Genomic DNA, 12,038 nt, shown 5'->3' on the forward strand with positions numbered 1-12,038 from the left:
GATGCTGCGAATCCTGCCCGACACTTTCATGCGCCCGTTTCGTTTGTATATGCTGTGGGTGCCTGCGTTGCTATTAGCGGCCGGCGCCTGCTCTAAAAAGACGGTTTCCTTTAATAGCCGCCCCGAGACGATTGGGAGCCTAGCTGTTGCGGACACCCTCGCTACCCTTAGCGATACTACCAAGGCTCCGTCTCTAGAAGCCAAGCAGGTCGTTATGACCAAGGAGCAGGAGCGGGCTGCCAAGGAAAAAGAGAAAGCCGCTCAACGAAAGCCCAAGAAAAAGAAGAACATCTTTCTCGGAGAGCGAATCAAGAAGGGCTATGTAAAGTCGGGCCCGAAGGGTAAAAATCAGGTAATGGAAATTTTCTACTACCTCCGAACTTTTCAGCAACCCAACCCCTATGCGCCGGCCCGTTATGTGTTCGATCTGAAACGCCACCGGGTAGTGAAAGCACCTCCCGGCGAACTGGACCCTAGTAAAGTGCGTGTGCTGCACGGCCCGTATAAAAAGCTTCAGGGCGGGAAAGTGATTGAAACCGGTTTCTACGCCATCGGGACGCGCCATTTGCGCTGGGAAACTTTCAACCGCGACAATATCCTGCTCAGCAAAAGCCATTTCGAAATGGGCTTCCCGCGTGATGCCAACATCACCTATTATGATGCGGCACAGAAGCAGCTCAAGGAGGTAGTGCCCTACGTAAATGGCAAATTGGAAGGCGACTACGTGCGCTACAACGAGAACGGTCAGCTGGAGTGGGTAGGGCAGTTTGAGAATGGCAAACGCGTAGGCACCTGGAGCCAGTACTGGGGCTTCCGGAATTCCCGCAACCGCCTGCGCTATGAGTACGAGTACGGCGAAACCGGCTACGACCCCGAGGTAACCGAGCCGGTGATGACAAAGGAGTACAACCGCAACGGCGTGGCTATTTTCGAGAAAGACAAATTCGATAACCGCGACAAACCCGACACCGCCCGCCCAGGTATGAAAAAGTAACTCTGCTGTAGGGCTTGATAAGGGGCCGGCGCCCATGCAGGGTTTGGCCACGAAGTATGCCTAGTAAAACGCATCGGCGAAGTGCTCGATGCGAAACCCGGTGGCGGTAGGGGAGAGGGCCATGATATCAAACCGAATATCGCCGCGCCATGGCAGCTCCTCTTGCAGCTGCTCGGCGGCTAGGCGTAGGAGTTGCCGTTTGCGTTCCGTCACGAATTCTTCTGGGTGGCCATACTGAGCAGTAGAACGCGCTTTCACTTCCACGAGCACCAGTAACTCTTCGTCAAGGCGCACCACCAAATCTACCTCGGCCCGGCGGTAGCGGTAGTTGCGGTGCACTAGTTCGTAGCCTTGGCTTAGTAGGTAGCGTAACGCAGCATCTTCACCCTCTCGGCCAAGCTGATGAGCAGGAAGCAGCATATACTCAAGTGCTAAAATGGAAGTGACTATGCTACGTGCTTTACGGCTAGCTCAGCTAAGTGTAGCCTGCCGTGGCACTAAATCTAGTACCTTTGCACCTCTTCTTGCCTAGAAAGCGCCGCTGACCAAGTGCCGGAAGAAGGGCTGCAAAAGGCCCAGTGTAAAGTAAGCTGAACACTAATGCATATGTCCGATCAGGCACCAGCAGGTCGCTTGCTTGAGTGCTGGAAGTATGAAGTGCAACGCTCCTTTTAATTTTTGCCATGACAACATACTCCGCTTGCGTAACTCCGGTGCCTGCGGCTGCACTTCCTCCTACAGAAGCAGCTAGTGCTGGCCAGCATCGTCGCCTTCAGGTGCGGCGCTTAGGCCTAGTTGAGTACCAGCCCACCTGGGATTTGCAGGAGCAATTGCTCGCCGATACGTTAGCCGTGAAGGTGCGCAACCGGCAAGCACAAGAAGCCGGACTACCCCTCGAGGCAACGGCAAACTACCTATTGCTCTGTGAGCATCCGCACGTATATACGCTGGGCAAAAGCGGTAAGCCCGAGCATCTGTTGCTCGATGAAGCCGGCCTGGCAGCGCATGCAGCCAGTTTCCACCGCATCAACCGCGGCGGTGATATTACCTACCACGGTCCCGGCCAACTGGTAGGGTATCCTATTCTCGACCTCGACAATTTCTTCACCGATATCCACCGCTACCTCCGCATTCTGGAGGAAGCAGTTATCCTCACCCTCGCCGACTATGGGGTGCGGGCCGGCCGGATTGATGGCCTTACGGGTGTGTGGCTTGATTTTGAGGAAGGTGCTGCCAATCCCCGGAAAATCTGCGCGATGGGCGTAAAGTGCAGCCGCTGGGTGACTATGCATGGTTTTGCCCTAAACGTATCTACTGACCTCTCGTACTTCGGTCACATAGTACCCTGCGGCATTACCGATAAAGCGGTAACCTCGCTGGAAAAAGAACTAGGCCGCCCTGTATCGGTAACCGATGTACAGGAGCGCCTGCTACCTCACCTAGCCCAGTTACTAGGTGCTGAGTTGGATGAAACCTCTCCATTATGAAAAAAGATATTGCGTTTGACCCTGTTGAAGGGGTTTCGATTGCCATAGTACCCGATGATTCGGTTTCTACCACCGAGGGGCAGCCCGGCTGGCAGGTATACTTGCTTAACCACAATGATTTTCCCTTAGAGAATGTCATTGTAAGTTCAAACGGCTACGGTACTAGCCCCGAAGGCGAGCCTATCCGGACCTCCACGCTACGCCATTCTCTGCTGGAGATAGAGCCCAAGGCCATTGTTCCAATTGAGCCGATTGATCCGGCGCTGTTTCATCTGAACAATCAGTACTGGGTGAGTTATTATGTTGGCTCCCAGATCTTCGACAAGAAGTTCATCTTCGTGCCCGACTCTATTATTACGGACAATTTAACGCACATTGCTTTGCTCGACCGTCCCGGTGTGCTGCATAGTTAACCGTATCTTTGCACTTCAACCTATGTCCCGGTACGGGGCATACTTACCGTAAGAGCCGAACCGCAATGAATGCACTCGGAATTCAGTTGGGCCTGTCCTCCCTGTGGGCGTTTCTGGTGGCCTTATTTGCCGTCCCGTCCATTATTTATATCGCTCACCTGAAAAACATGCTCGATACGCCTAACGTGCGGACGGTGCATGAATCACTCACTCCGCGCCTGGGGGGCGTTGCAGTGTTTGCTGGCTTCATGTCGGCCCTCACCATTTTCGCTCCTCTGAACAACGGCGTACAGCAGCTGCTGGCCGGCTGTATTGTGCTGTTCTTTGTGGGGCTGAAAGATGACCTGGTGAGCATCTCGGTATCCAAAAAATTCGTGGGCCAGCTACTGGCTACCGGCATCGTCATGATTATGGCCGATGTACGCCTCACAAGTTTTCAAGGAATACTAGGCATTCAGGAGCTCCCAATCGGCATCAGCTACGCCTTTACCTTTTTTGCCATTGTAGGCATCACCAACGCCATCAATCTAATTGATGGGCTCGACGGATTGGCCGGCACCATTGTGCTGATCATTGTTAGCACCTTTGGCTACTACTTCTATCGGTACGGTGGAGAGTACTTCCAGAACTACGTGTTCGTATCGGTGTGTGTCATTGGCGGCATTTTAGGCTTCTTGCGCTACAACTTCCATCGGGCTACCATCTTCATGGGCGACACGGGCTCGTTGGTATGTGGCTTCATTGTTTCCATCCTCACCATTCAGTTCATTGAAATGGGACTGAAGGTGGGCCAGCCCTTTGCCTCTTCGGCACCTTCAGTAGCCGCAGGCGTGTTATTTGTTCCCCTGTTTGACACTCTGCGCGTGTTCATTATCCGGATGATGGCGGGCCGTTCGCCTTTCTCGCCGGATAAAAACCACGTGCATCACCGCATCTTGGCTATGGGCTTCCAGCAGATTAGCACGGTGCTGCTGCTGGGCTTGCTGAATGTGCTCGTGATTCTGTTTGTTATCAACTTTGCTTACCTCGGCAACACGCTGCTCATTGTGGGGCTAGTAGCTTTCTCACTGCTGCTCAGTGTATTTCTGGGAGTATATCATAGCCGAGCCGAGCGGCAGCGCGTCGCTTCCTAACAACTTACCACCTAGTGCGTACTGGCAGCTTCCGGCAAATGAGGACGTTGTTCTGGCTGATTGGCCTGAGCTTGCTCCCCTTTTGCGTGGCTGCTGCAGAGTACCGACCCTTTCCCCCAGCACCGCGCGCCGGCCTCACCTCCGATTGGCTGATTCATGATGAGGGTCGCAACCGCCTCGTGCTATATCTGCCCGACTACCACGCGCCGGCGCATGCTTACTACCAGTGGCTGACCATCCGGCCCGGTAAGCCCTTGCCTATCAGCTTCACTGCCCGCGAGAACTTAAGCTTATTTCTCGATAATAGGCTTGTATTCACGGCCAAGGCGCCGGCATCCTTCACCGTTGATCTGGCTAAATTGCTGCCAACAGGCAGTACGCCGGGCCCGCACTTATTATGTGTGTGGCAGCCCGATGCCATGCCGAATCTGCCGTCTTTCACAAATGCTACACCGGCCGTAATTACGCCTACCGGAAAGCAGATTGCCCCCGCACCTTTTACCGCTCAGCCTCGGCCCCGAGGCCACCAGGGCCAGAATGTATTTGTTGGGTTCCTACTTCTGATAGGCCTAGGGTACGGCGCGCTGCGTGCTACCTATCAGCCCGGCTTCGCCCGAATTTACCAGCTTGAAGGCTTGTGGGGCAAAAGCCCGGCCGAGCAGGACTTTCTGATTAAGCCAACGCTTACGTGGCTTAACCTGGTTCTGGTGCTGCTTTTCGCGCTGTCTTTCGCGCTACTGTTGGTTGCCATCCACACCAATATCCAGACTATCGTAATCCTGCGGCGCCTGTTCGACGTGCCAGAATCGGCCATTGTTGTGCGGGTGCTTCTGTACACGAGCCTAGTTACCGCCTTTGTGGTGGGGAAATATCTGTTCCTGGAGTTGATGGGCTATATATTTGACCTGACCGATCTGGTCACGATTCAGTACCGCGAATTTATTCGCACCATCCTCTTTATGGGCCTGTTCCTGCCCGCAGTGATGCTGCTTTACTTAGGCCTCAATCAACAGCTGCCCGAAACGGTGCTCTGGGTATCCAACGGAGTGGTTTCCTTGCTGTTGGTAGGTACCGTCATCCGAGTCGGAAGAACGCTCCATCGTAAGGCCTCCCTGCTAAATCTGCATTTGTTTTCCTACCTTTGCGCCACAGAAGTGATTCCCCTAGTCATTCTGCTAAAGCTGATCGTTTTTACTTACTGACATACCTCTTCTCTGGCCAACTGCCGGCGCTGCTTCAACTTCCCCTTATCGCTTTAGATTTACTTTTTCCACCCTATGGCCGAGAGCAAAGACAAACCGGGGACGGGCCGTCATGCCAAGCGTATCTCCAGCATTCTTGTCACCCAGCCAAAGCCCGCAAATGACATCTCGCCTTATTTCTTGATTGCCGAGAAATATGGTATTAAGGTCGATTTTCGGGAATTTATCGATGTGCAGCCGGTTCCCTATAAGGATTTTCGCAAAGAGAAGGTCAATATTCTGGAGCACACGGCCGTGATTTTCACTAGCCGCAATGCCGTCGACCACTTCTTCCGGATTTGCCAGGAAGCCAAGCTGGAGATGCCTGCCGAGATGAAGTATTTCTGCATCTCTGAGCAAACAGCTAACTACCTGCAGAAGTACATTGTGTTGCGCAAACGCAAGCTATTTGTGGGCCAGCGCACAGCCGCCGATCTGTTTGATGTTATCAAGAAGCATAAGGGGGAGAAGTTCCTGTACCCTTGCTCTGATATCCGCAAAGACGACATCCCGGAGTTCATGCGGGCCAATGGCTTCAAGTTTACGGAAGCGGTTATCTACCGCACCGTAGCTAGCGACTTGTCGGACCTTTCCGACGTGAAGTATGACTGCATTGCCTTCTTTAGCCCATCTGGCATTAGCTCGCTGTTCATCAACTTCCCTGATTTCGAGCAGGACGGTACGCGCATTGCCGCTTTCGGCCCAACAACGGCAAAAGCCGTTCTGGAAGCCGGTCTTGAACTAGATATTGAAGCTCCGCAACCTAACGCCCCATCGATGACAGGAGCTATTGAAGCCTACATCCGTCATCATCACGGAGTAGAGTTGGCAAAGGAGAAGAAAAATAGTAAATAAAATTAGCTAAGTTATAGAGCAAGAGGAGCAGCTACTACTGCTCCTCTTGCGTATATCCCGTGAATTGGCAGGGGTGGTTTTTTCGTTACATTTGAAAACGTCCGGCCTGCGCTTTTCACCTATCCCTGGCCCATCGTTAATAGCTATGAAGAGAAGTGTACTCTGTGCTTGCGCTGTTTTGCTGATGGGCAAAGCCGCTGCTCAGCAACAGCCTCAGTTCAGCCATTATGGTTTCAACGGGTTGAACTTAAATCCAGCGTATGCTGGTATTAAGGGATATGGTGAAATTACAGCTCTAGGCCGCATTCAGTATTTCGGTTACAACGCCACCTTCGATGATGGTGGCTCCCCTGCAACTGCTTCTATTACTGCGTCTCTACCAGTGCCAATTCTTGCCGGAGGCATCGGCATCGGCATCTATCGGGATAAAATAGCTCAACTCAATACTACCAACGTTCAAGTATCCTACTCTCGTCATATAACCATTGGAGAAGGTACGCTGGGATTAGGTATACAAGGTATTTTTAACAATATTTATCAGGGGCAGTATCGGGCGAATGATGAGTCGGATATTTATGTGCCCCGAGAAGGATCAGATGGAAAGTTGGACATGGGAGCGGGAGTTTGGTATGAGGCGCCTAAGCTGTATGCAGGCCTGAGCGTAAATAATTTGCTTCGCTCCAGTTATAAATTTAATAGTCAGGTAGCCGCTAGTGGTAATTCGGCTCAATATTTGAACGAGAACCATGCTTACCTGACTGTAAGTAGCAATATCGAACTTACTTCTTCCGTTGTATTAACACCCACTGCATTAGTGAAGATGGTACTACCGGGTGAGTTTGGCGACAATGGTAAATTCTCTCTCCGAAACAACTCATATGAGCTGGGGGCGAGGGCTACCTTTGACGACCGTTTTTGGGGAGGATTGGGATATCGGTCGGGTGACGCATTCACGGCTTTGGGTGGAGTGAGTTTTGCAAAAGATAACTCACTTAGGTTGGGACTAGCATATGACTTTATTGCATTTAATCAAGATGCTAAGGCGGCTAGTTCCTTCGAGATAATGCTGGGATATCGGTTGCCAAAACCTGGTTTGAGAGTACGGCCTGCCATCCATACTCCTCGTTATAGCTTCTAATTTAAGGGTAGTAGGAATCAGAAGAAGGGTAGAAACAATTGCTTAACCGTTGTGCTACCCCTAGTCATGAATTTAACTTGTCACCTTTTTCGTTTAACTGGTTGTGAAACTGATTCGTAGACAAACTTTTAGTGTTGACCGACTAGCTTGTTTGCGAACACAGGATTCACTAGATTTGCCAGCTCATAAAATTGTAATCTTAGGGTATCGCCGCCTCGACAGTCTTTTTCTTTCTCACATGAACAAGTTTCTCGTATTGCCTCTCATCGCGCTTTCGACGCTTATCCTGGGAGGCTGTGGTTTCGGTAATGCACCACAAGGCGACCTGGTAGGGGCGGAAGATCGTCCGGAGTTTAACCCCCAGGAAGTTCCCTATGGCATGGTGCCTTGCCCCGGTGGAACGTTCCATATGGGCCAGACGGACCAGGATATATCAGCCTCTATGGTGAACATGAACAAGCAGGTGACTATCGCCGGCTTCTACATGGACGAGACGGAAATTACCAACAATGAATACCGTCAGTTTATGAATGCTATTCGTCAAGACTCTATTGATGTCTTGGGCGAAGAGTACGTCATGACTGAACTCTACCCCGATACAACGGTGTGGGTACGTGACTTCACGTATCACATGGGCGACCCGCTCATGGAGTACTATTACACTCACCCAGCATTTGATGACTACCCAGTAGTTGGTGTTGACTGGTTCGCTGCAAAATACTTCTGCAACTGGCGCACGAAAAACAAGAACGCTGCTAACGAAGAGGCTGGTTTGGCTCCAACTCCAAACTTCCGTCTGCCATCCGAAGCTGAGTGGGAGTACGCTGCTCGTGGCGGTCGTGACCTCGCTACATATCCTTGGGGCGGTCCTTACCTGCGTAACTCCAAAGGCTGCATGCTGGCTAACTTTAAGCCCGGCCGTGGTGACTACGCCTCCGATGGTTATGCATACACTTCTCCAGTAGGGGCTTTCTTCCCCAACGATTTTGGCCTGTATGATATGTCGGGTAACGTGGCAGAATGGTGTGATGATGCCTATATGGAAGCATCGGTGCCGGTAGTATGGGATATGAACCCAACTAACCCCGATGACAATGAGCCCCGCAAAGTTGTTCGTGGCGGTTCATGGAAAGACATTGCTTACTTCCTTGAGACTGGTACTCGCAATTTTGAATATCAGGATTCAGCCCGCTCTTATATCGGTTTCCGCACTGCCATGATTCAGATTGGCATGGGAACAAATAGCGGTTTGAACTAATCTTTGACCGTTTCGCCCGCTGCGGCTTTCCTTTAATTACTTCTGCTTTTCAACTCACAACAATTACTTTTTACAAATTTCTACAACATGGCAGCAAAAGGCGGTAACTTTTTCTACGATGTGGTAATGCCGAAGATTTACGGCATCGGCGCAGCAGTCGTAATTATTGGGGCACTTTTCAAAATCCTTCACTTGAAGGGTGCTGATGAAATGCTCATCGTAGGTCTGGGTACAGAGGCAATCATCTTCTTCTTGAGTGCATTCCAGCCTAACCCCAAAGAAGTCGATTGGTCATTGGTGTACCCAGAACTGAGCGAAGGTTATGACCCATCTACCAACAGCAACAAATTCGTTGAGCAAAACACTGGCACGGGCCTGACCCGCAAGCTGGATGATATGCTGAAAGATGCTAACGTAACGCCCGAGGCTATTGCTTCACTGGGCCAGGGCCTGAATCGTCTGAGCACGACTACTCAGCAACTTTCTTCGCTGGGTGAAGCTACTAACGCTACGGACGAGTACACGACGAAAGTGCGCTCGGCTGCACAGTCGCTGGAGCGTATCAATGAGTCGTATTCGCAGACTGCATTGGCTATGACTGCCATGGCTGATGCTACTAACGACGCTCGTGAGTACCATGTTCAGGTTCAGAATGTGACCAAAAACCTGGGTGCTCTGAATGCTGTCTACGAAATGGAACTGCAGGATGCTAACACGCACCTCAAGTCGATGAACAAATTCTATGGCACCCTAGCTCAGGCCATGGAGAACCTGACCGAAGCCGGTAAAGAAACCGACCAGTTCAAGCAGGAAGTAACCAGCTTGACTTCGAACCTCAGCTCGCTTAACCGCGTGTACGGCAACATGTTGAACGCAATGCGCGCTACCAACTAATTTGTCAGGTTTGTAATGCTAGCACTTGGGTAAGCCCCAAGTGCTCTTCTTCCTACACAGCAGTTATAGACACAGAGAGATACGATGGCGGGAGCAAAAGAGACTCCGCGGCAGAAGATGATTGGCATGATGTACCTAGTACTGACTGCGCTTCTGGCCCTACAAGTAAATTCAGCCATTCTGCTGAAATTTAAATTCCTAGACGATAGTCTGCTCGGCGTTAACGAAAAGACTGCTAAAACCAACCAAGGTGCTGTAAAAGGCATTCAGGAAGTAGTAGCCCGTAACCGGAACCAAGCAAAGGATATTGCTATCCTGAAGCAAAGTGAAAGTGTTCGGGAGCGCACTTCGAAGATGGTCGCTTATCTGCGTGACATCCGTACTCAACTGCTTGAGAAAACGGAGAACCAGAACAAGAACGAATACAAGAACATGGAAGCTTCTGACAAGGTAGCTAACGTGATGCTTGGTGGTGCTGGTAGCCGCAATGGCCTCGGCTACAAAATGAAGGATGAGCTTAACGCTTACGCTTCTGATCTGCAGAAAATGGTTCCGGGTTTCACGGCGCCTGCTCTAGCACTAGATCCTAAGGATGACCCAGGTGTAACCGCTGATCAGAAGAGCAAAGATTTCGCTCAGCTGAACTTTGAGAATACCCCAGTAGTAGCTGCACTAGCTGTTCTTTCTCAGAAGGAGACGGAAGTACTAAAGTACGAAGCTGACGCATTAACTAAACTTGCTAATCAGGTAGGTGCTCAAACTATTGTATTCGATAAAATCGGTGCTTTCGCAAGTGCTGAGTCGAACACAGTAGCAGCTGGTACCAAATACAAGGCTGAACTGTTCCTGACGGCTTCTGCTTCTGATCTACGCCCTTCCATGACGCTAAACGGTTCGCCGTTGTCAGTTGGACCAGATGGCAAAGGCAAAGTGGAGTTCACTGCTCGTCCTGGCGCATTTGATGCTTCAGGCAATGCTAAGGCTAGCTGGAAAGGCACCATTCGCTTTAAGCAGAATGGCCGTGACACTACCTTCAACGTAACAGTTCCTTACACGGTAACCAAGCCCGTGATGCAGATCCAGTCTGCTTCGGTACAGGCACTGTATTTCAAGTGCGGTAACAAGCTAAGCGTACAAGTGCCTGCCCTAGGTGCCCAGTACGATCCAAGCTTCTCGGCTTCGGGTGCTTCTACCATCAAAGGCTCATCGAAGGGTGAAGTTACTCTGGTGCCTAACTCACGTGAAGTAACCCTGAGCGTAAGCAGCGGTGGCAACCCCATCGGTTCACAGACTTTCCAGGTGCGCCCAATTCCGAAACCAGATATCAAATGCGTAGTAGGTGGTCGTGAGGCCAACGAGAAGCAAGGCACTCCAATCACGGCGGTTCGTAACATGCAGTTGCGTGCTATTGCTGATGCTGGCTTTGCTACCTTCCTGCCTGAGGATGCTCGCTACCGGGTAACGCGCTACGAAATCACCCTGGTTCGTGGTAAGCGTCCGGCTATCCCAACCCGTACTATCAACGGCCCAGAAGCCAACTTGACGGACGTGGTTAATGCCGCTCGTGAAGGTGACCGTCTGTACATTGAAGTGAAAGAGGTTCAGCGTATGAACTTCCAAGGCAACACTGAACAGGTAAACGTTTCGAAAACTTTCAATATTCCGCTGATCTAAGCGTTGGTTGCCTGAACTAAGTACTACGCTTTTTCGATTATCACGGTATGAACAAATTCCTTTCCTTCGCCGCTTTGGCGGCCGGCCTAACGCTGTCGGTGGCAGCTTCAGCTCAGGAACAAGCAACCACCGCGAGCAGCAACGGCTCGTATCGCCCGATTCCGAACTCGGACATCATGTTCCGGAAGACGGTTTGGCGCGCGATAGACCTGCGTGAAAAGCAGAACAAACCCATGTTCGCTGAAGGCAAGGAAATCAGCAAAGTGATTCTCGAAGCAGTAAAGCGTGGTGAGCTGCAGGCGTATAAAAACGATTCTCTGACGAGCACATTTTCGTCAACCGAGGTTCTGTCGAATACGTCCTATACGGAAACTATGGCTGGCCTGAGCGACGAGGAGAAAGCCGCCGGCTTCTCTGAAAGCGACTTAGGTGGAGGTGTGGATGATTGGGGCGCTCCAGCAAAAAAAGGTAAAGGCAAAAAGGCGGTTGCGGCCAAGCCAGTTGCTCCTGCTGCTAACGAATACCGTTACAAGGACCTTTATCAGATGGAACTGAAGGAGGATATGATCTTTGACAAGAAACGGTCACGGATGTATCATGATATCAAAACCATCACGTTGCTGGTGCCTTCTACGTTGAGCTCCAACACCGCAGGCATTGAAAAAGTCATCGGTACGTTCAAATACAGCGACCTTGTGCGTGTATTCCGTGCCAATCCTGACAAGGCTATCTGGTTCAATCCCCAGAACGATGCCCAGCACAAGAATTTGGCTGATGCCTTCGAACTGTGGCTGTTCAACTCGTACATCGTGAAGGTTTCTAACCCGAATGATTCGCGTCTGGATGAAATCTATGGTAGCCAGCAGCAGGGTATTCTTGCTTCCCAGCAAGCTGCCGCTGACCTGATTGAGTACGAATACAACCTGTGGAGCTTCTAATAAGTCCTTTAAA

The 12,038-nt window shown here is 51.1% G+C and carries 12 protein-coding genes; 11 read left to right on the plus strand and 1 reads right to left on the minus strand.

What is annotated here, in order from left to right; genetic code table 11:
* Nucleotide 1 precedes the first annotated feature (1 nt).
* A complete protein-coding gene (locus ACYVHC_RS17055; RefSeq protein ID WP_460614998.1) occupies nucleotides 2–994 on the plus strand; it encodes a toxin-antitoxin system YwqK family antitoxin in 993 nt (330 codons plus the stop codon).
* 60 nt (nucleotides 995–1,054) lie between these two features.
* Here the strand turns inward: ACYVHC_RS17055 and ACYVHC_RS17060 are convergent, their stop codons facing one another.
* On the minus strand, nucleotides 1,055–1,414 hold the full coding sequence (locus tag ACYVHC_RS17060; RefSeq protein WP_460614999.1) for a YraN family protein: 360 nt from the start codon (nucleotides 1,412–1,414) through the stop codon (nucleotides 1,055–1,057).
* 263 nt (nucleotides 1,415–1,677) lie between these two features.
* Here ACYVHC_RS17060 and lipB point away from each other — a divergent pair, with 263 nt between their 5' ends.
* From lipB to porN, 10 genes are all read left to right on the plus strand, one after another.
* Nucleotides 1,678–2,481 carry a lipoyl(octanoyl) transferase LipB gene (lipB, locus tag ACYVHC_RS17065; RefSeq protein WP_460615000.1) on the plus strand — a complete coding sequence of 268 codons (804 nt, stop codon included), beginning with the start codon at nucleotides 1,678–1,680 and terminating at the stop codon, nucleotides 2,479–2,481.
* Nucleotides 2,478–2,894 (plus strand): hypothetical protein, encoded by a 417-nt coding sequence (locus ACYVHC_RS17070; RefSeq protein WP_460615001.1) that lies wholly within the window; start codon nucleotides 2,478–2,480, stop codon nucleotides 2,892–2,894. Before lipB ends, ACYVHC_RS17070 begins: the two co-directional genes overlap by 4 nt.
* A 65-nt stretch (nucleotides 2,895–2,959) precedes the next feature.
* The gene (locus tag ACYVHC_RS17075) at nucleotides 2,960–4,027 is read left to right on the plus strand and encodes an MraY family glycosyltransferase (protein WP_460615002.1); all 1,068 of its coding nucleotides are present in this window, start codon (nucleotides 2,960–2,962) and stop codon (nucleotides 4,025–4,027) included.
* A gap of 38 nt (nucleotides 4,028–4,065) precedes the next feature.
* The gene (locus ACYVHC_RS17080; RefSeq protein ID WP_460615003.1) at nucleotides 4,066–5,229 is read left to right on the plus strand and encodes a DUF4271 domain-containing protein; all 1,164 of its coding nucleotides are present in this window, start codon (nucleotides 4,066–4,068) and stop codon (nucleotides 5,227–5,229) included.
* 75 nt (nucleotides 5,230–5,304) lie between these two features.
* Nucleotides 5,305–6,123 (plus strand): uroporphyrinogen-III synthase, encoded by an 819-nt coding sequence (locus tag ACYVHC_RS17085; protein WP_460615004.1) that lies wholly within the window; start codon nucleotides 5,305–5,307, stop codon nucleotides 6,121–6,123.
* 46 nt (nucleotides 6,124–6,169) lie between these two features.
* Nucleotides 6,170–7,261, plus strand: coding sequence for a PorP/SprF family type IX secretion system membrane protein (locus ACYVHC_RS17090; protein ID WP_460615005.1), 1,092 nt, complete (start codon nucleotides 6,170–6,172; stop codon nucleotides 7,259–7,261).
* 238 nt (nucleotides 7,262–7,499) lie between these two features.
* Complete coding sequence (porK, locus tag ACYVHC_RS17095) at nucleotides 7,500–8,519, plus strand: T9SS ring complex lipoprotein PorK/GldK (protein ID WP_460615006.1); 1,020 nt, start codon at nucleotides 7,500–7,502, stop codon at nucleotides 8,517–8,519.
* An 87-nt stretch (nucleotides 8,520–8,606) separates the two neighbouring features.
* The gene (porL, locus tag ACYVHC_RS17100) at nucleotides 8,607–9,413 is read left to right on the plus strand and encodes a type IX secretion system motor protein PorL/GldL (protein ID WP_460615007.1); all 807 of its coding nucleotides are present in this window, start codon (nucleotides 8,607–8,609) and stop codon (nucleotides 9,411–9,413) included.
* 84 nt (nucleotides 9,414–9,497) lie between these two features.
* A complete protein-coding gene (porM, locus tag ACYVHC_RS17105) occupies nucleotides 9,498–11,087 on the plus strand; it encodes a type IX secretion system motor protein PorM/GldM (protein ID WP_460615008.1) in 1,590 nt (529 codons plus the stop codon).
* A 47-nt stretch (nucleotides 11,088–11,134) separates the two neighbouring features.
* Nucleotides 11,135–12,025, plus strand: coding sequence for a type IX secretion system ring subunit PorN/GldN (gene porN, locus ACYVHC_RS17110; protein ID WP_460615009.1), 891 nt, complete (start codon nucleotides 11,135–11,137; stop codon nucleotides 12,023–12,025).
* Nucleotides 12,026–12,038: the final 13 nt, after the last annotated feature.

Source organism: Hymenobacter seoulensis (genome assembly GCF_054780535.1).

Bases quoted from the DNA above. Each gene is read 5' to 3' on its own strand.
- ACYVHC_RS17085 (WP_460615004.1), top strand. From the start codon at position 5,305: ATGGCCGAGAGCAAAGACAAACCGGGGACGGGCCGTCATGCCAAGCGT.
- porL (WP_460615007.1), top strand. From the start codon at position 8,607: ATGGCAGCAAAAGGCGGTAACTTTTTCTACGATGTGGTAATGCCGAAG.
- ACYVHC_RS17060 (WP_460614999.1), bottom strand. From the start codon at position 1,414: ATGCTGCTTCCTGCTCATCAGCTTGGCCGAGAGGGTGAAGATGCTGCG.
- porN (WP_460615009.1), top strand. From the start codon at position 11,135: ATGAACAAATTCCTTTCCTTCGCCGCTTTGGCGGCCGGCCTAACGCTG.
- ACYVHC_RS17070 (WP_460615001.1), top strand. From the start codon at position 2,478: ATGAAAAAAGATATTGCGTTTGACCCTGTTGAAGGGGTTTCGATTGCC.
- ACYVHC_RS17055 (WP_460614998.1), top strand. From the start codon at position 2: ATGCTGCGAATCCTGCCCGACACTTTCATGCGCCCGTTTCGTTTGTAT.
- ACYVHC_RS17080 (WP_460615003.1), top strand. From the start codon at position 4,066: ATGAGGACGTTGTTCTGGCTGATTGGCCTGAGCTTGCTCCCCTTTTGC.
- porM (WP_460615008.1), top strand. From the start codon at position 9,498: ATGGCGGGAGCAAAAGAGACTCCGCGGCAGAAGATGATTGGCATGATG.
- ACYVHC_RS17075 (WP_460615002.1), top strand. From the start codon at position 2,960: ATGAATGCACTCGGAATTCAGTTGGGCCTGTCCTCCCTGTGGGCGTTT.
- porK (WP_460615006.1), top strand. From the start codon at position 7,500: ATGAACAAGTTTCTCGTATTGCCTCTCATCGCGCTTTCGACGCTTATC.
- lipB (WP_460615000.1), top strand. From the start codon at position 1,678: ATGACAACATACTCCGCTTGCGTAACTCCGGTGCCTGCGGCTGCACTT.